Genomic DNA, 18,913 nt, shown 5'->3' with positions numbered 1-18,913 from the left:
AAGGGCGATCGCGCTACCAATAATAACAATTATTTTTTTACTTAATTAATTATGAATCGAGTTATCGGACAGGCTAAAAAAAGAGTTACGGGCAAGCTTAAAGTTACAGGGGGGGCAAAGTATGCGGCTGAGTTTCCTATCGAAAAAGTAACTTACGCCGTATTAACTACCAGCAATATTGCTAAAGGTCGTATTACTAATATTGACACCAAAGAGGCTCAAAAAGTACCTGGGGTAATTGCTATTCTTACTAATCAAAACGCCCCTAAGTTACCCTTCAAACAAATTCCCAAAGAGCAGAGAATTTCTACCGCACCTTCAACGGGAAACTATCCTCAAACCCTCTACACAGATCGCATCTATTTTTACGGACAACCAGTAGCAGTTACCGTTGCCGAAACTCTAGAACAAGCAGAACAGGCAGCATCTCTAGTTAAAGTTGACTACCAGTCAGAAGAGCATCAAGTTAGTGTGGAGACAGCCGCGGCTAAAGGGCAGTTAATTGCTCCCCCTAACAAACCTGGAGAGCATTCTCGTGGCGATGCAGTCTCAGCACTAGATCGAGCAGCAGCCAAGATCGACGCTAGCTATACAGTTCCTACCGAGCATCACAATCCCATCGAACCTCACGCTACTATTGCTGTTTGGCAAGGAGACAAACTGAAGGTTTACGATAAAACTCAGTGGGTCGCCAGCGTCCAGCAACACTTGGGTGCGGTTTTTGGCATTCCGCAAAAAAATGTAGAGGTAATTTCACCATTTGTTGGCGGTGCTTTTGGCTGTGCTGGTCGCACCTGGCAACAAACTACTCTCGCGCCTATTGCGGCTAAAGTAGTTAACCGTCCCGTCAAGCTAGTTCTATCTCGCCAACAGATGTTTTCCCTTACGGGTCATCGTCCCTACACTACCCAACGAGTAGCTATGGGAGCAGATAGAGATGGTAATATCACCGCAATTGTTCACGAAGCTACGGGAGAAGTGGCACAGTTTGAAACCTATACCGAAAGAGTTTTAAGTGCTTCGCGTTTTCTCTATAGTAGTCCCAACGTACAGACTAAATATCGACTGGCAAGGCTAGATATTTCGACACCGACATTTATGCGCGCCCCTGGAGAAGCACAGGGACTCTATGCTTTAGAGTCGGCAATAGACGAACTAGCGTATGAAGTAGGAATCGATCCTTTAGAATTACGGCTTAAAAACTATACCGAACAAGATCCTGAATCTAATTTACCCTGGTCGGAAAAGGCTTTAAGAGAATGCTATGAAAAAGGTGCAGAACGTTTTGGTTGGAGTAAGCGCAATCCTCAACCCCGTTCTCAGTCAGAAAACGGTATTTTAATTGGCTACGGCATGGCAACCACTACTTATCCAATGGTAAGGCTGCGGGCGGTAGCTAGAGTCAGAATTAATGCCGACGGTACGGCATTAGTACAAAGTGCGGCTTCAGATATGGGACCTGGTACTTATACTACCATGACGATAATTGCTGCTGAAGCCTTGGGCATCGACAGCGATCGCATTACTTTTGAATTAGGAGATTCGAGTTTTCCCTATGCTCCCCCTCACGGGGGTTCGATGACCGTAGCCTCTGTCGGTTCGGCGGTCAAAGCTGCCTGTGAAGAAGCGCGATCGCAAGCTTTAGCTCTCGCTAAAAAACATCTCTTATCGCCGCTAGCAACAACCAAAGATAACGAGCTTAAAGTTGAAAATGGACGGCTATTTTCCCAACAAAACCCATCTAAAGGTATGAGCTATAGCGAAATTCTTCAACGGGCTAATAAAGAATACCTCGAAGCCGAACAGTCTTCCGAACCAGGAAAAGAAAAAGAGCAGTATTCAATGCACTCGTTTGGGGCGCATTTTGTCGAAGTAAGAGTCGATGAAATGCTAGGAGATATTCAAATTGCCAGAGTAGTTTCGGCGATCGATGTGGGTAAAATTATCAATCCTAAAACTTCCACTTCGCAAACTATCGGCGGTGTCGTCGGCGGTATCGGCATGGTACTGCACGAACACACTTTCTTAGACGATCGCTTTGGCAACTATCTTAACGCTAACTTGGGAGAATACCTCGTACCAGTTAATGCCGATATTCCTACCCAGATTGAAGCAATTTTCTGTGGCGAACCAGATTACCACGCCAATCCTTTAGGTGCCAGAGGTATCGGTGAAATTGCTTTGGTAGGAGTAGCTCCTGCTGTAGCCAACGCTATATATCACGCTACGGGCAAGCGCATTCGCGATCTGCCTATTACTCCCGATAAGCTGTTGTAATCTAATAATACAGATGAAGGCGAATAATGTAGGCGAACAGCAGTTTGCCTACACTAACAGAAGATAAACCATTAACCATCGTATGAAAAGTTAGCTGGTAATCTATCGGGTTGTTACTCTCGTCGAATTAATATTTAGCATTGCTTAGTTTATGAAGTGCTAGAAACGAAAAATAGTTCGAGTTCTCAAGATGTGGAGTCATTACGAGTAAAGCATTTGATTCAGTCGTATTTTAATTGTGCGAACGGGCATAATAGCGAGAGAGCTTCGTCCTATTGACCTTCATAATCGAGAACTTACAGAAATCATTATTAAATGAAAGAATTACAAAATATTATCGCAACCTCGAAGCAGCTAAAAAAAGAAACTGCTGCTTTAGCCACCTTAGTAAAAGTTGAAGGTTCGACTTACAGAAGTCCTGGAGCGAGAATGTTAGTTACCTCAAATGGGAAACAAATTGGTTCCCTTAGCGGTGGCTGTCTGGAGGGAGACGTAATCGAGCGATCGCAACAGGTAATGGCAACGGGTAAACCGCTACTTGTTACCTACGACACTACCTCAGAAGACGACTTGATTTGGGGTTTGGGTTTGGGATGTCAGGGTGTAGCCCATATTTTAATCGAACCATTAAATTTAAATGAACCAAACGCCTTAAATGTAATCGATCGCTGTCTATCTCAAAGAAAATTTGGTGGGGTTGCTACCGTATTTAAAGTAAAAGGAGAAAATGAAGTTAAGTTAGGCGATCGCTTGCTGCTATTTCCCGATGGTAAGATGAGCGATAATAAACTTGCTGCTATTGTCAGTGAAGATCTTAAATCGGCAATTACTCAAAAGCGATCGCAAAATATATCCTATTCACTACCAGCAGGAACGGTAGAAGTTTTTTTAGAAGTTATTCAACCGCCAATATCGCTAACTATCTTTGGTGCGGGGTTTGATGTTTTGCCTGTGGTGCATTTTGCTAGAGAATTAGGCTGGTACGTTACCGTTGTCGATCCTAAGATGCGATCGCAATCCCAACAGCGTTTTGCAGAAGCCGATGTTGTCGTTCTCTGTCCGCCTCACGAAGTAGCAACTCGGCTTAAGTTTGACGAACAAAGCGTAGCGGTAATTATGACTCATAACTATCTTTACGATTTAGAGTTGCTGCCGATATTGCTGACAAAATCTTTAAACTATCTTGGTATTCTCGGACCGAAAACTAGAACCAACAGATTATTTACAGATTTACAAACAGATGCTTTCCTTGCCAAACCAGAATGGCTAAAAAATTTATACAGTCCCGTAGGATTAGATATTGGTGCGGATAATCCCGAAGAAATTGCTCTCTCGATTATTGCTGAAATTCGCGCCACCACTCAAAACCGTCAAGGTGGGTTTTTAAAAAATCGTAATGGTTCTATTCATACTGTAACCAATATGCCGTTAAAAAACGAAATTACGAACAGGAATTACCTAACTCTAATTTGAAAATCATTCGATAAAATTTTTAGTTTAGCGGTTGGCAGCTAAGAGCGATCGCTCTCGTTGTTTTTTTTCAGACCTTGAGTGAGATTAAATAAATAACGCTCGGTCAAAAATTTTGTGGCATCTTCTGCTTTAAGAGGTTTACTAAAAAAGTAACCCTGCATATTTTGACATTGAAGGCTTTGTAGCAATTTGACCTGTTCTACGGTTTCGACTCCTTCTACAATTATCTTCAGGTTAAGACCCTGCCCAATGGCAGTAATAGCAGAGATAATAGCTATATCTTTTGGCTCGTTTCTAAGTTCGCGAACAAAAGAGCGATCTATTTTGAGAGTATCTAAGGGTAATTGTTTGAGATAGCTGAGAGAAGAATAGCCAGTGCCAAAATCATCCATAGAAACGTAAACTCCTATTTTTTGAAATTGCCCGATTAAATCGCGGGCAAAATTTATATTTGTAATAATACTAGTTTCGGTAATTTCTAATTCTAAAAAGTTTGGCTTTAGCTCGGTTTCTTCGAGAATACTGGCTACTATTGAAAACAAAGTTGGCTGTTGAAATTGACGTGGAGAGAGATTTACCGACATGGTTATGGGAGAAAATCCAGCTTCTTGCCAAGCTTTATTTTGAGCGCAAGCAGTCCGTAGTACCCATTCACCAATGGGAAAGATCGAGCCAGTTTCTTCTGCCAAAGGAATAAATTGCGCTGGAGAAATTACTCCCATTTCTGGTTGTTCCCAACGTAACAATGCTTCCATGCCAAAAACTTTTCCAGTTTCTACGTTTATTTGTGGTTGGTAATAGAGAACAAATTCTTGATTTTCTAAAGCTTGATAGAGCAGATTTTCTACTTTTAATAACTTATTGCGACTATTAAAATTCGAGTTATAAAATTTGTATTGGTTTCTTCCCTGTTCTTTAGCTCGGTACAAAGCAATATCGGCATTTTTTACCAGTGTTTCGCTATCTTCACCATCTTGAGGATACATAGCAATTCCAATGCTATTTCTGACGTAAAACTTATGTTCTTCTATGCAAAAAGGCTGTTGTAGAGTTTCGATAATTCTCTGACAAATTTTGGCAATGTCCTCTGTTTGTTCGATCTTGGATAGAAGCACCGTAAATTCATCACCGCCCCAACGAGCTACGGTATCTCCTGGACGAAAACAACTGTTCAAACGCTTGGCAAAGCATTGCAGTAAGCGATCGCCAATGGTATGACCCAAAGTATCATTAATATTTTTAAAGCGATCGAGATCTAAAAATAAGACAGCAAACTGCTGGCGATTTAGAGCGGCATGGGTAATGGCTTCTGAAAGTCTACGAGAAAAAACTGTTCGATTTGCCAAACCAGTTAGCTCGTCATAAAAAGCCTGACGTTCGAGATTTTGATATAGACGAGCATTTTCAATGGAAATTGATACTTGCGAGATTAAAACTTTCAATATTTTTAAGTGTTGGCGATTGAAAGCTGAAGTGACTAAGCTGTTTTCTAAATAAATAATTCCCTGTAGTGTGCCTTTGTATATGAGGGGCAACCCTAAAATAGACTTTAATTGACGATTAATAATATCAGGATCGTTAGTAAATAACCCCTCAGTATCGGCTTGGTTTAAAATAACCGTTTCCTTGGTATTTTGAATATAGTCAATTATCGATACTGGCCAATCTAAAGAAACGACCGCCTCTCGGTCGGGAAGAGAAATCGCTCGCTCGGTTTCTAGAGTTTTTTCTAAAGTTAAAACTAAAGATTTTTCTTCTTTTAGAAACAGCAAGCCTCTTTCTGCTCCCACATTTTTCATGACAATTCGCATCAATTTAGAAAGCAAATTATTAAGCACGATTTCAGAAGAAATAGCTTGAGATGCTTCGATCGCAGAAGATAAATCTAATTGGTCAAATTGAGCAGTACTTGTCTCTCTTACTGTCGTTAGTTTGGGATCGGCAATAGTAATAGCTCTGGGTAATACTTGAGATATTAGTTGAGGATATTTCAATTCTAAATCTCTTACCTTTGCCAAAGCTCCCCAGCGGAAATATCCATAGTAGGCATCTGTGAGATAAACTTTTGCTATTTTTTCTTTTCCCTGAGAGTAATAAAACTCTGCTGCCAACTCTGCTGCTAGTGATTCTTCCTGAAGATAATTAAATTCGCTGGCATTTTTTATCGCTCGGTCATAATATTCTGCTGCTCGCTCGTGTTTGCCCAAAACACGGGCTATTTCTGCTTTTACTAGTTCGTACTTATGTTGATAATTGGCAGGAGCATGAGTCGCCCAGTGTCTCATTTGCTTTTGATACGAACCTACCTGTTTGAGATATTTTTGGCGATCGCCTCTTGAAGCAGTAGGATATATTGCCAGTAGTGCTAGAGAATAATAGAAGTTACGAACGGGAATATAGGCACTACCAAGTACACCACCAATATATCGTTCTGACAGAAGGGAATTATTTACGGCTTGAGTATAATCTTTAAACCAATAACACAAAATGGTCTTAGATAAATAAACGGCAAAAACCGCCAAATTATTCTTGGTTTCGATCGCATAAGGCAACATGGTTGCTTCATCAAATAGTTCCCCAGTCAAATAGCAACGTTCATCTGAATTCCCTCGCAGATTGGCAACTAATTGACCCCACACCTTAGCGTGAATAAGCTGCACCTCCTGCTTAGATTTTTCAATTAGCTCGATATAGTTGGTTTGTTTTTGTTTTACTAACTCTAAAAATTCGCCGCTTAAAAACAGATAGCCACAGTATTGAGTCGCACAGAAACAAGACTCCTCGACATTTCCCATTTCAAGCCCACTTTGAATTCCCTGCTGCAAAGGTTCTAATGTTTCTGTAATGCTTTCTTTCCAGTGTCTGATAAACGTATTGAATACCAAATAAGTTTCAGCCTGGCGTTCTTGGAGATGCAATTTTTTTAGAAGTTGCAAACACAGTTGTCCGTATTCATAACCGCGATCGATGTCTCCTAATACTGCACAGTGAATCAAACCATAGCCGTTATAACCTATAGTAGACATTGGCGCATTGCCATATTTTAGAGAAAGTTTAACTATAGTTAGTATTACTAGCGGAAACATCTCTGGCATTGCCACATAAACCGCAGGTGTCATTGCTTCTAAAATCTGCATAGTTGCCAGTTTGTCTGGAGCGGTCATTTTAGCTAGAGACACCAAAGAAGCAATTTCCTTAAAACCTTGAATGAATTTTGTCTCCATTAATGCCAGAAATATTCTCAATTTACTCGGATTTTGAGGTAGGTTGACTCCTAGCTGTTTGAGAATCGCTCGCGCCGTTTCGATCGCCAGTTCCATCTGATTTTGCGCGATACAGTACTGAATTTTCGTTTTATAAATACTGACTTTCTCCAGCAAAGTTTTAGCTTGTTGTAAAACTACATCAGTCAGTATTTCGGCGCGATCGAAGTCGGTAGTTATATATGCTGCTTCTGCTGCCTGCACGTAAATATCTAATGTCAACTGATATTTAATATGCCAGCTATCTTCAGGCAGCAGTTCGATACCGACATTTAAATATTTAGCAGCCGCTTCATACGCCATTGCTGCTCTAGCTTTCTTGCCTGCAATCAAATTTAGTTCCGCCAGGCGATATTTCTCTGACTGCTCGTCGATTGTTTCTCTGGCAATATTTAGCTGATTGACAATGTCGAAAATATTGTCTTCAATTTGCTCTGCTGGAGTCTGTTTTAATAACAGTTGTCCAATTTGCCGGTGAGTATGCGGTTTGTCGGTTTCTAAAATCAGCGAATATGCTGCTTGTTGTACTCGGTCGTGCAAAAACTTGTAAGTAACTTTGTATGGCTTTACTGCTATTGTTTCTAGCTCTAGTACCAGCGGTATTTTATAAGCATCGCTGAGTGGCAGAATCATCCCTGCCTGTAGTGCTGCCCACAGGTCAGCCGCCGTATCTGACTGAGACTTGTTATTGACCATCGCTAAAACGTTTAAATCGAAGCGATCGCCAATGCAGGCGGCTAACTTTAAAACTTGCTGAGTTGGCTGAGGCAGTTTCTGAAGATTTTTGGCAATTAATTCAACGATATTATATTCGGTGATGCCAATAGCTTGAATTTGTTTGATATCCCACTGCCAGTAATGGTAATTGAAGTCATAGGTTAGCAACTTCTCAGAGTGCAAAGTGTATAGAAGCCGCTCTATAAAAAAGGGATTACCTCCTGTTTTATGGTAAATCAGTTCGGCTAAATTTTTTGAATAATTGAGTTTGCAATGAAGGGTGTCGGCTATTAACTGTTCTACATGATTTAGGTGTAAAGGCTGAAGCGAGATCCGATTGACTTTGCACCTTTGGTTTATCTTCTCAATAGTTTGCATTAAAGGATGCGTCGGTTCGACTTCATTATCTCGATAAGCACCAATCAGCATTAGATATTGGCAATCTGAATCGTTCGATACTTGCTCGATTGCTTTTAAAGAAGCCAAATCTGCCCACTGTAAATCGTCGAGAAATAGCACTAGAGGATGCTTTGGTCGAGCAAAAACCCCAACAAATTCTTTAAATACCCGATTAAAACGATTTTGAGATTCGCCAGGGTCTAATTGTGCTACTTCTGGCTGAGAACCAATAATAAGTTCTAATTCGGGAATCACATTGGCAACGATCTTGCCATTGGTACCGAGACGCGAGCGAAGTGTTTCTTGCCATAATCTTATTTGTTCTGGAGTTTCGGTCAATAATTGTCGTAGCAATAATCCAAAAGCCTGTTTTAAAGCTGCATAGGGCATATTGCGTTTGAACTGGTCGAACTTACCCGCACAGAAATAACCTCGCTGCTTGACTATAGGTTTGTAAACTTCATTGACGATCGAAGATTTACCAATACCCGAATAACCACTCACCAGAATTGCCTCGGTTTTACCGCTACTAACTCTTTCAAAAGCTGAAATCAGTGTAGTAACTTCTCGTTCGCGACCATAAAGTTTTTGCGGAATGACAAACTGACCACTTTTATCTAACTCTCCAGCCACAAATCGTTCGATTTTTTTCTTATGAAGTAACTGAGTCAGACAAATTTCCAAATCGGCTTTTATTTCATAAGCACTTTGATATCTATCTTCAGCATTTTTGCTCAGAAGTTTCATGACAATAGATGAAACAGCATGAGGTACATCTCGATTTAGACGGTGAGGTGGAAGGGGTTCGCGAGCTATATGACAGTAAATTAACTCCAGTGAGTCGTCAGCTTTAAAGGGTAACTCACCAGTGAGAATTTCGTAAAAAGTAACTCCTAAAGAATAAAAATCAGTGCGATAGTCAATGGCACGATTCATTCTTCCCGTTTGTTCTGGTGAAATGTAACCTAGAGTTCCTTCAAGTAAGAAAACATTTTTTTCAGGGGCTTCAGAAGAAAATGTATGGATTTCTCGGGTTAGATTCGTGGCAATACTAAAATCATTTATTTTTACTTCTAAATTTTCTGCATTAATAATTATGTTTGAAGGTTTAATATCTTTATGAATAATATGGTTTTGATGTAACTGCTCTAAAGTTTGAGACAGCTGAATAGCAATTTTTAAAAACTATAAAATTTGAATATTTTTAACGAGCAAAAAGTCATGAATAGATTCTCCACCAAAATCTTCTAATATCAAGGCAAAACTATTTTTATATCTTTCTAAACCGCAAGTATTAATAATTCCTTTTAAATTGAGGTTTTTAAGTATTTCATATTCATGTTTCAGACAAGAAATTTCTTTTAGATCGGGATAATCTGCTCTCAGAGTTTTAAAGATTACTGGGGTTAAATCTGATTCTCTGTATCCACGGTAAATTATCTTTCGATTAGTAACTTTGATTTGTTCATTAATTTTGTAGCCTGATATTTTGTCCATTTAATATAAATACTTACTAAAAATTTTAATAGTTTTTATGTAATATAAAATATATTTAGATTTTTAAGATATTTTATTAGTAAATTATTAATAACTATTGTTGAAAGATAAAAGCTAACTTTAAAAATGTCAGCGATTTTAGTCACACATTGAGGATGAATAGACAAAATGAATTGTATTAGAGTTGGACTAATTTTATTGGCTGCTGGTGAATCAAAAAGGATGGGAACGCCAAAGCAACTAATAGAATACAACAGACGCAGCTTAATCCGTCATACAGTAGAAGTTGCGATCGCTTCTGATTGTCATCCGATTATAGTCGTTCTTGGTGCTAATAGGGATCGCATCATACCAGAAATAAGTAATTTACCAGTAAATATCTGTCATAATCGGCAGTGGCAAAAGGGAATGAGTAGTTCGATCGCTGTTGGTATTGAAGCTTTAGCAAAAAGCGAAATTGATGCGGTTATCGTTGCTTTAGCAGACCAACCGCTAATTAATACCAATGTTTATAACCAGCTAGTTAAGCACTATCAAACTAGCAAACAACCTGCCATTGCCTCAGCTTATAATCATACTCTTGGAGTTCCTGCATTGTTCGACCGCACTTTGTTTGCAGAACTAATCGATCTTCAGGGACAAGGCGGTGCTAAAAAACTTCTCAAACGCTACAGCCAACCAAAATTTAATCTTGCCGTTCCCGAAGCCGCGATCGATCTCGACACTCCCGAAGATTTGCAGCACTTGCGATCGCTCGAACGTAATATCATTAAATAGAAGCCATCAATCCCATTAGTTTTCGCTTTCGAGCATGAATATTCTCTAATTTAGCGCGATATTCCGACCATTCTTGCTTTCTATCGGAAGCAATGTAGGCATTACGAGCTTTTTTGAGCCACTCTACAGCATCTTCATAGTATTTTGCTTTACCCGCATCCATAATTGACTCAGCGCGATCGCAAGCCTTATTAATCCCAATCAGAATGTGTTGCAATGGCTGCATCCATAACTCTGCCAGTCAGTCCATAATAATCGTAAGTAAGTTTATTTACTACGGCGATCGCTTTAGCGATTAATCCTTCATAGAGATAGATATCTACCTTGGCTTTATCGGCATCCCACCAATTGTTGTAAGCTGCTAAAGCAGCTAGTAATTCTCCTTTGAGATTTGTCCAGTTATCTGCTGCCAGTTTCTCTACCTGGCGATAGTCGGCAAAACTAGGCTGTGCTTGGAAGGCTTTAACTTTGGCTTTGATGGCTAAAACGCGATCGCCTGCTTCTAAAGCAATTTCACTAGTCCAAGTGGCAAGATCGTACTGACACTCGCCAGGTAAATTTAAACCTTGTTTAGCAATTTCTAAAGCTTCTAGTTGGGCATTTTGTTGGTTAATTAAAGCTTGAGAAAGAGCTAACGCCTGTTCCATAGTGATCGTCTGCGACTGCGCGGCTTGCATGGCTTCCGCTACTCTAGCCAAACTAACTAACATGGTTAAATATCTCGTAATTAAACCTTCTGCCCGTGCTAGATAGAGATATTCTTCATCGCGTTGCTGTCGTTCTAAAATTTGTAGTCTAATTAAAGCCAAATCTTGAGCGTAATCTGGTTTTGCTTCCTGCCAAATATCCACAGCAGTACTGCCTTGAAGTACCTTTGTTAAAGGCGGATAATCCCAACCCTGCTCTAAAGCAGCGATTGCCATATCGAAATAGCCACCCCAACTATTGCACCAAAACTCAAAATTCACCTCTAAGTCTACTTTTTCGGCTTCAGAGATCTCTGTACTAAGAATTGTCTCGCACCAAACTGTATTTAGTTCGCTGGCAACATCACCATTATCTACGCCGTAATCATCTACCAGATCCCAATGTTCGATACAGGCTTCGGTAATAGCAGTCAGCATCTCAATTGCATTCCAACTATCTCCCTGTTGAGTATACATTTGGGCATCTTGAATTAAGTTAGAAATTTCTTCTGTAGCGATATCTTCTTCGCCGCCATATTCAAAATGACGTACCGAATCTTCGAGGATGTATCTAACTTGCGATCTTATATGATTACTGTCTACTGAAATTCGATGCTGTAGTATTGCTGGCTTCGATTGAATGACTACGGTTGGTACCAGGCGATTGGCAAAATACTCAATATCATCGATTAATTCTGGTTTATCTGCTACCAACTCTTGAATTAAAGTTTGAGTTTGAACTTCATTGAGGCGATCTAAAATTTGCTCTAAACCCTGACGTTGTTCGATTATTTCTGGTTGGTGCAAGCATACTAATAATGTTGCCACGATATGTTTGCACCAACCGCCAAAATCATAAGGACAACTACAGTAAGCCGTGTCTACTTCTTCTTGACCTAAGCCAATACTAACTCGATAGGGTCTAATATCATTGCCCATAACTTCTGCAGTAACTAATTCTCCCCGTCGCACTACTTTTCTAACGCACCCATCTCGATAGTAAGTCTGTCCCTTTTGCCAAGATTGACAGCTGGCATGACGACGAATCATTTCCTGACTGAGTTGGGGAATAGTCATCGATCTGTAAAGCTAATCTTTTGTTTATCTTACAGCTAAAGTTGCAGTGCTATTAAATGGGATATAGTTTGTATTGCACTCGCTATATCGACCTCTAGTTATTTTAATTAATAATGTATAAGATGTTAATCGGGCGATCGCACTAGTTGTATATATCTCGGCGATGTCCAATCTTGTGGATTGTGATTCATTGTTCTTTGGTTGCAAAAGAATAAATAACTCTGTAGTCACCGACTCTAAGTTTGAAAAGACCACTAAAATTAGAGCTTAAAGCTTGAGGACTTACATTTTCAAAATTCACTGAAAACTGCTGTAATTTTACGCAAAATACGCTCTTGGATAGTTGGAGTAAGTTTTTCAAGATCGAGCGTGGCATCTGGTTTAAGCTCAACAGAGTAGGTCGTCACCAATCTAACCCTAGTTTTTTTGCTACTTCCTCGGCTGAAATTCCCCGTTCTCCATTTTCAGTTTGCCTTAGAGAGTTAAGAAGTTGCTGTTTGACTTCAGATTTCACTTCTTTGCCTTCGTCGGGATCGAATAAAAAAGATTGAATTGTTTCTGCAACAGTTTCTTGGATTAGAAGCTTTAGTTCTTCAATAGTTAGCTCTTTAACTTGCATGGTTTTAACTGAGAAGGGTTTTTTGATTAATAGTAACACTGGCGGAGACTAAGATGATGCGATCGCCTAAGTTGAGATGGTAGCCGCAAAATCAAATTGTAGATAACTGTCATCTCAGTTACCGACAAGTTAGACTGTCCCACAACTTTACCTACGGCGATCGCAATCTACAAACTCTAAATTCCAAACTTACTAATACAGATCCTCATAGTTCAGTAAGATCGAAGATATAACACTCTAGTTCTTACGCGATCGCAACTATGACTACAACTTTTACTCCTGCTACTGCTTCTAACACTGGTATAGGCGGTACTGTAAAAAAATATACCTGGAACGGGCAAGATACAGAATATCAGATAGCTTACGAAACATTGGGTACGGGCGAGCCAGTTTTACTGTTACCTGCATTTAGTACTGTTTCTACTCGCGGCGAGATGAAAGAAATTGCGCGAATGCTGTCTTCAGAGTATCGAGTAGTGGCATTAGATTGGTTGGGGTTTGGCGAATCCGATCGCCCTAGGGTAGATTATAATCCCGATTTGTTTAATAAATTACTTCAAGATTTTGTTAGCTCAGTCTTTGAACAACCTGTCATAATTTTGGCGGCTGGTCATGCTGCTGGCTATGCCTTGCAGCTTGCCAATACACAACCAGAAATGGTAGCAAAACTAGTATTAATCGCTCCTACCTGGCAGGGTCCTTTACGGGTCATGGGCTTACCACAGACAATTAGAGACGGTGTTAAAAACTTGGTGCGATCGCCAATCGTCGGACAACTATTATATTATTTCAACACTACCCCTTCATTTTTGCGTTTGATGTACAAACGCCACGTATATGTAGATGAAGCCAAACTAACTCCCGAATTTATCGCTCAAAAACACCAGGTTACACAAAAAACAGGGTCGAGATATGCACCAGCAGCATTTGTCACTGGCAACCTCGATCCTGCTTCAAGTCGGGAAGAGATGTTAAATTATTTTAGATCTTTATCTATGCCAATACTATTAGTCTTAGCAGAACAAGCACCACCGCAGTCGAAAGCAGAAATGACATCAATGGCAAAGTTAGAGCGAGTGCAAGCGATTAAACTATCGGGAACTTTGGGAATACATGAAGAGTACCCAGAGGCGATTATGTCTTCTATTGGGGATTTTCTGCGAGCCTAATCGCTAAAAGTAAAGGCAATCGCGATCGCCGGCATCAAGCGTCAAACAATTTTGCTATTTCCACTGCAAGGTTGGGAAAAGCGACTGGCGAGATTGTACCGCGATCGACTGTCATTTTAGTGGCGTTGCATAGTTGCGGGATAATGCGGATTAAAGGATAATTAATATCCCCTTGCCCCCTGCTCCTCTGCATGACCTTAACCATCCCGTATTGGATGCAACGCCAATTTGTTTTAGGCTACCAAAGCGGTTTTAAGATGGTCTGCTACTCGTAGAGTATTGGCAATAATCGTTAGAGTGGGGTTGACCGAACCCATACTGGGGATAAAGCTAGCATCGACTACGTAGAGATTTTCCACATCGTGAGTGCGACAGTTAAGATCGAGGACGCTAGTTTGAGGATCGGAACCAAACTTACAGGTACCTCCCTGATGCCAGACTACTTTTAGGGGCATTTTTTTGGCAAAAAAGAGAAAAAATCCTACTTCTCTCAAATAACGTTCCCAAGTACTAATTAGTTCTGCATGAGGTTTGAGGTTGTTTTCCTGGTAATCGACTTTGATTTTACCTGCGGAACTAATTGTCACGCGGTTTTCAGGGCGGGGCAAGTCTTCTGTAGTCAGCCACCAGTCAACGGAATGCCTCGCCATATATTCTAAAGATTCTCTGGGAACGGAGTCGGGAGTAAAGATATCCAAGCGATTCCATTTGGCTTTACCAGTTAGCTGAATTTGTCCCAAAGGATAATCTTGGTGGGGTCCTTTAAAATAAAAATCATTAAAGCCTAAAGTCTTTTGAAAACCCGTATTGTTTGGTTTGTCGCTGACGGAAATTAATGCTGAGTGGTGGTGCAGCATTAGGTTGCATCCTACCAAACCCGATGAATTTGCCAAACCGTTGGGATGTTTATCGTTAGCAGACTTTAGCAATAGTGAAGCAGAATTAATTGCCCCACAGGAAACCACAAAAGTATCGGCGGTAAAAGTTTGAGTCGTACCGTCCAGTTCTACTTCTACCGAAGTTACTTTTTGACCGCTAGCATCGGTAACTAACTTTGTTACCAAGGCGTTTATTTTCAACTCGACGTTTTCGTGTTTTAAAGCAGGATCGACACAGGTAACTTGAGCGTCGCTTTTAGCATCTACCAGACAAGGATAGGGATCGCAAGTATCGCATTTAATGCAGGGACGGCTGTGGGGATTTTCTTCGTCACGATTTAATGCCAGAGTGAGGTGAAAGGGGTGTAAGCCTTTTGCTTGTAAGCTATCTGCTACTTCTTGAATGCGGGTATCGTGAGCGATCGCGCCAAAAGGAAATTCGGCAGACATTGGCGGTTCTGTGGGGTCTTCACCAGTTTGTCCGTGTACTTTGTATAGACTTTCAGCACGGACGTAGTAGGGTTCGATGTCTTCATAGCTCAATTCCCAGCCAGGAGAAACACCATCGTAGTGTTGCAGGTCGTTAAAATCTTCAACGCGCATTCTTTGCAAAGCCGCACCGTACACTTTGGTATTACCGCCAACGCGATAAAAAGCTTCGGGACTAAAAGCATGGTTATCTTTGTCTAACCATTCTTCCCTAGTTTGATATTTTTGTTCTTGAAATATTTTTTCGGGATTCCAATTGTCTTTTTCTCTGGGGATATAATCCCCCCGTTCGAGAATAAGAATTTTCTTGCCTGTAGGTGCGAGGGCATAAGCTAAAGTACCGCCTCCAGCACCCGCACCAATAATAATTACATCGTAGTGTTGTGTCGTCATAGTTAATAATTAATAGCTAGTTAAATTTGGTTGTTACTCCCTCCGATGCTTTTTGAGTAGCGAGTAAAAATTGAGAAGGAGAAGCAAAGAAAGCTTTAAGTAGCAAGTAGCAAGTAAAAATAATTTACTTATTACTTATTACTTTTCCAAAGCCTAAGACCTTATATAAATTTAGGCTGGTAACTTTGCTACCCAATCGAGCACGCCATCGCGAATCGATTTTATTTCTGGCATTTTTTCCAGGCGCATTAGTTCGGTAATTGCCGCCACGTCTTTATCTCTACCGCAACCCGCTACTGCTAAAACTTTGCTGTCTTTAACGTAAAAAGCAAGAAACTCTTTAGCATTTAGATCGCCGTTAATAATTATCTCATCCCACTTTTCGGCATGTCCTGCATAGCGCAGCTTGAGATCGTATTGACCAGACCAGAAAAAGGGAACGTGAGTAAACTTTATCTTTTCATCGAGCATGTTTAGTGCGGCAATGCGTCCGTGTTGCGCTGCTAACCGCCAGTGTTCGATACGGGTAGGTTCTCCTGTAGCTGCGTAGGGAAAACGAGCGATATCTCCTGCGGCATAGACATCTGGTGCGGCTTCTAAGTATTCATTTACAGAAACACTACGATCTTTTTCGTTTAGTTCGATGCCTTCTAGATAGTCGGTGACAGGTTTCACTCCAATACCAACAATGACTAAATCTGTTTCTATGCGATCGCCACTGTCTAAAACGACTGTCTCGACTTTACCATTACCGCTAAACTCTGTAGCTTTGTTTTCCAGATAAAACTTAACGCCATTATCTTCATGAAGCTGGCGGAACATTTTACCGACATCTTCGCCCAAAATTTTGGCAAAGGGAACGGCATCGGGAGAGACTACCGTAACTTCTAACCCCTGCTTTCTCAAACTGGATGCTGCTTCCATACCGATAAAGCTTGAGCCAATCACTACCGCTTTCTTTGCAGATTCGACCTTGTTTAAGATTTCGGTAGTATCCTGGCTTACGTGCAGGGTAAAAATATTATCTAAATCGGAGCCTGACACGTCGAGTTTATTAGCTTTGGCTCCTGTAGCTAGTAACAGCGAATCGTAGTTAAGCGTAGAGTCATCTTCAAAACTAATTGACTTTTGGCTAACATCTACCTTAGTTACAGCCTTGCCAAATAATAGTTCGATGTCGTTGTCATCGTAAAATTCACAGGAACGTAACGCTAGAGAATCTTCATCAGCACCACCCTGTAAATATGCCTTACTTAGCTTGGTGCGATCGTAGGGTAACTTTTCTTCATCACTTATCATTTTTATGGCACCTTGATAACCGTTGTGGCGTAGGGTTTCTACAGCAATAGTTCCTGCCGCACCCGCACCTATAACTATAAATACCCTACTGTCTATATCTGACTCGGATTTGACAATTGCTTCTTCGCGGCTATCTGGTATAGTTTCTGGTACTCTTATTATTACGTCGTCTCCATCGATTCTGACAGGAAAACTCGGTAGACTGTCCAAGGCTGGTGGTTCTGCTAAATCTCCATTAGTCAAATCGAAACAGGCATTGTGCCAGGGACAGACAACTCGATGTTCGCACAATACTCCTTTTGCTAAAGGTGCGCCATAGTGAGTGCAATATGCGCTGGTGGCATAAAATTTATCGCCGATCTTGGCTAGCAATATTTCTGAGTCGTCAATAGAAATTTGCTGCATTTGACCCGCTCGCCAATCATTTGCTTTGGCTACTACTACTTCGCGTTCCTTCATCATTGTTATTAAGATCGATTGAGTTTAAAAATTCTCTAATAATATTCTTTTGAATAATTAAAGTCTAGATAAAAAACAAAACTGCCTATTGCCCGACCAAAAGTTATTTGCGATCGCCAGACAAGCGGCTAATTTATATTTCTTAATATTATGAGAAAATTTAACTCAAATTTCTATCTAACTTTAGTCTTATATTTGACAGCCTGAATTTTTAGACAAAACTCAGGTACTAACCATTAGATACTGACCGTTACCGAGAACTTCGCCTTGGCAACCATCAAAATGGGCAATGCAACACATTAAATAAAGTCGCCACAGACGACGAAAACGAGCGTAGCTCATGCCATAATCGAGATCTTTGACGAAATTCTGACTGCGATCGAAATTGTTCAACCAGGCTTGTAGTGTTTTAGAGTAGTTAGAACCATTAAGAAACCATCGTTCGACAGTTTTAAGATGGCGATCGCAACTAGGAATCATATCATAATGCCAAACCCGCGCCCGAGGGAAAATATATTTTTCGATAAACGGATTAAAAATATTGTGGGGCAGCTTGGTTGAAATGATGTGCATAAATACCAAACCATTAGGTTGTAAAAAAGAGCTTATTTTTTCAAATGACTTGGTCAGATTGCCAATATGCTCGAATACTCCCAAAGAAATGATGCGATCGAACTTGTTATCTAAATTGACTTCGTTAAAATCACCTTCAATTAGTTTAAAACGCTCCGAATTAAGATAACTACTAGAATCTTGCATTCTGCTACGGATATACTGACATTGTTCGCGACTCAAATTTAGTCCAGTAACTTTAGCATTAGGAAATTTTTGCAAAATATAATTAGCCGCGCTTCCCCAACCACAGCCTATATCTAATACACTATCTCCATCTTGAATATTAGCTTTGCTGACTACATCTTCTAGCATATCTAATTGTGCTTCTCGCAGATTTTTGGCACCAGTTTCCCACAAAGCCATCGTATATTTAGGATAAAGTAAATTATCTTCGCCTAACATCAAGCAAAACAATTTTTCTGGCAGATTATACTGAAGTTTCATTAGTTTTTCCGAATCTTCAGCTATTATTTTACTTTCGGTTAATACCCACTGATAAGAAATTAGCAAAAATGAAAAATTACGATATATCGTAGAAATAGCAGTATCAAAAATACTTTTAAGCAGACCGTCTGGTATTTCCATACCTTTAATATAAATTTCTGCTAATCTTATCTGGATCGAATTGAAAAACTGAACTAGTTGGCGGTTAGCTTCAAAGCGAGCGATTGATGTGTTCTGTGCTTCGACATTTGCAATAGCCAGATTTTTATTAAAGCTAGTAGTTTTAGAACTATAAGTCATAACAATCACCTCAAAAATAGATCGATCTTAATTATTTGCCCGATCGTTTTCTAAATTTAGCGACTATGTATTATTCAATAAA

General features: G+C 40.2%; 13 protein-coding genes and 1 pseudogene. 5 read left to right on the top strand and 9 right to left on the bottom strand.

Translation table 11 applies throughout. The features are described from left to right. Nucleotides 1-51: 51 nt before the first annotated feature. The 3 genes and pseudogenes from KV40_RS19365 (at nucleotide 52) to KV40_RS19360 (ending at nucleotide 3,750) form a co-directional block, all read left to right on the top strand. Nucleotides 52-2,277 (top strand): xanthine dehydrogenase family protein molybdopterin-binding subunit, encoded by a 2,226-nt coding sequence (locus KV40_RS19365; protein ID WP_036484896.1) that lies wholly within the window; start codon nucleotides 52-54, stop codon nucleotides 2,275-2,277. A 75-nt stretch (nucleotides 2,278-2,352) separates the two neighbouring features. Then, nucleotides 2,353-2,488: pseudogene (locus KV40_RS37360) on the top strand (Txe/YoeB family addiction module toxin); the annotation flags it as partial. 104 nt (nucleotides 2,489-2,592) lie between these two features. Then, nucleotides 2,593-3,750 (top strand): XdhC family protein, encoded by a 1,158-nt coding sequence (locus KV40_RS19360; RefSeq protein WP_036484894.1) that lies wholly within the window; start codon nucleotides 2,593-2,595, stop codon nucleotides 3,748-3,750. Nucleotides 3,751-3,788: 38 nt separating this feature from the next. Here KV40_RS19360 and KV40_RS19355 read toward each other — a convergent pair whose 3' ends face one another. Then, nucleotides 3,789-9,299, bottom strand: coding sequence for an EAL domain-containing protein (locus tag KV40_RS19355; protein WP_256381149.1), 5,511 nt, complete (start codon nucleotides 9,297-9,299; stop codon nucleotides 3,789-3,791). 15 nt (nucleotides 9,300-9,314) lie between these two features. Then, entirely contained in the window at nucleotides 9,315-9,626 is a 312-nt protein-coding gene (locus KV40_RS32335; RefSeq protein ID WP_052055772.1) for a hypothetical protein, read from the bottom strand. A gap of 168 nt (nucleotides 9,627-9,794) precedes the next feature. Between KV40_RS32335 and KV40_RS19350 the strand changes: the two genes are divergently transcribed. After that, nucleotides 9,795-10,403, top strand: a complete 609-nt coding sequence (locus tag KV40_RS19350) for an NTP transferase domain-containing protein (protein ID WP_036484892.1) — start codon at nucleotides 9,795-9,797, stop codon at nucleotides 10,401-10,403. Here KV40_RS19350 and KV40_RS36280 read toward each other — a convergent pair. The 3 genes from KV40_RS36280 to KV40_RS19335 all read right to left on the bottom strand — a co-directional run bounded on the left by KV40_RS36280 (nucleotide 10,396) and on the right by KV40_RS19335 (nucleotide 12,785). After that, on the bottom strand, nucleotides 10,396-10,629 hold the full coding sequence (locus KV40_RS36280; RefSeq protein ID WP_216595644.1) for a hypothetical protein: 234 nt from the start codon (nucleotides 10,627-10,629) through the stop codon (nucleotides 10,396-10,398). The two genes, KV40_RS19350 and KV40_RS36280, sit on opposite strands and share 8 nt — an antisense overlap. Next, nucleotides 10,595-12,166: an SWIM zinc finger domain-containing protein gene (locus tag KV40_RS19345; RefSeq protein WP_216595643.1), complete on the bottom strand. Its 1,572-nt coding sequence runs from the start codon at nucleotides 12,164-12,166 to the stop codon at nucleotides 10,595-10,597. The genes KV40_RS36280 and KV40_RS19345 overlap by 35 nt, the downstream gene beginning before the upstream one ends. Before the next feature lie 403 nt (nucleotides 12,167-12,569). Next, nucleotides 12,570-12,785 carry a hypothetical protein gene (locus tag KV40_RS19335; RefSeq protein ID WP_036484889.1) on the bottom strand — a complete coding sequence of 72 codons (216 nt, stop codon included), beginning with the start codon at nucleotides 12,783-12,785 and terminating at the stop codon, nucleotides 12,570-12,572. A 260-nt stretch (nucleotides 12,786-13,045) separates the two neighbouring features. Between KV40_RS19335 and KV40_RS19330 the strand changes: the two genes are divergently transcribed. Then, a complete protein-coding gene (locus tag KV40_RS19330; RefSeq protein ID WP_036484886.1) occupies nucleotides 13,046-13,954 on the top strand; it encodes an alpha/beta fold hydrolase in 909 nt (302 codons plus the stop codon). Between the two features lie 34 nt (nucleotides 13,955-13,988). Here the strand turns inward: KV40_RS19330 and KV40_RS35075 are convergent, their stop codons facing one another. The 4 genes from KV40_RS35075 to KV40_RS19315 all read right to left on the bottom strand — a co-directional run bounded on the left by KV40_RS35075 (nucleotide 13,989) and on the right by KV40_RS19315 (nucleotide 18,831). Further along, nucleotides 13,989-14,147 carry a hypothetical protein gene (locus KV40_RS35075; RefSeq protein ID WP_156114090.1) on the bottom strand — a complete coding sequence of 53 codons (159 nt, stop codon included), beginning with the start codon at nucleotides 14,145-14,147 and terminating at the stop codon, nucleotides 13,989-13,991. Between the two features lie 40 nt (nucleotides 14,148-14,187). Beyond that, nucleotides 14,188-15,714, bottom strand: a complete 1,527-nt coding sequence (locus KV40_RS19325; protein ID WP_036484883.1) for a GMC oxidoreductase — start codon at nucleotides 15,712-15,714, stop codon at nucleotides 14,188-14,190. A gap of 171 nt (nucleotides 15,715-15,885) precedes the next feature. Further along, entirely contained in the window at nucleotides 15,886-17,475 is a 1,590-nt protein-coding gene (locus KV40_RS19320) for an FAD-dependent oxidoreductase (RefSeq protein WP_253274319.1), read from the bottom strand. 219 nt (nucleotides 17,476-17,694) lie between these two features. Next, nucleotides 17,695-18,831, bottom strand: coding sequence for a class I SAM-dependent methyltransferase (locus tag KV40_RS19315; protein ID WP_036484881.1), 1,137 nt, complete (start codon nucleotides 18,829-18,831; stop codon nucleotides 17,695-17,697). Nucleotides 18,832-18,913 lie beyond the last annotated feature (82 nt).

Source organism: Myxosarcina sp. GI1, assembly GCF_000756305.1.
Lineage (GTDB): Bacteria > Cyanobacteriota > Cyanobacteriia > Cyanobacteriales > Xenococcaceae > Myxosarcina.
The sequence above is the reverse complement of the archived record's forward strand: the minus strand, read 5'-3'. Positions and strand labels throughout refer to the sequence as shown.

Coding starts and splice junctions, on each gene's coding strand:
- KV40_RS19315 (WP_036484881.1), bottom strand. CDS start 18,831: ATGACTTATAGTTCTAAAACTACTAGCTTTAATAAAAATCTGGCTATT.
- KV40_RS36280 (WP_216595644.1), bottom strand. CDS start 10,629: ATGCAGCCATTGCAACACATTCTGATTGGGATTAATAAGGCTTGCGAT.
- KV40_RS19350 (WP_036484892.1), top strand. CDS start 9,795: ATGAATTGTATTAGAGTTGGACTAATTTTATTGGCTGCTGGTGAATCA.
- KV40_RS19360 (WP_036484894.1), top strand. CDS start 2,593: ATGAAAGAATTACAAAATATTATCGCAACCTCGAAGCAGCTAAAAAAA.
- KV40_RS32335 (WP_052055772.1), bottom strand. CDS start 9,626: ATGGACAAAATATCAGGCTACAAAATTAATGAACAAATCAAAGTTACT.
- KV40_RS19320 (WP_253274319.1), bottom strand. CDS start 17,475: ATGATGAAGGAACGCGAAGTAGTAGTAGCCAAAGCAAATGATTGGCGA.
- KV40_RS35075 (WP_156114090.1), bottom strand. CDS start 14,147: ATGCAGAGGAGCAGGGGGCAAGGGGATATTAATTATCCTTTAATCCGC.
- KV40_RS19335 (WP_036484889.1), bottom strand. CDS start 12,785: ATGCAAGTTAAAGAGCTAACTATTGAAGAACTAAAGCTTCTAATCCAA.
- KV40_RS19330 (WP_036484886.1), top strand. CDS start 13,046: ATGACTACAACTTTTACTCCTGCTACTGCTTCTAACACTGGTATAGGC.
- KV40_RS19345 (WP_216595643.1), bottom strand. CDS start 12,166: ATGACTATTCCCCAACTCAGTCAGGAAATGATTCGTCGTCATGCCAGC.
- KV40_RS19325 (WP_036484883.1), bottom strand. CDS start 15,714: ATGACGACACAACACTACGATGTAATTATTATTGGTGCGGGTGCTGGA.
- KV40_RS19365 (WP_036484896.1), top strand. CDS start 52: ATGAATCGAGTTATCGGACAGGCTAAAAAAAGAGTTACGGGCAAGCTT.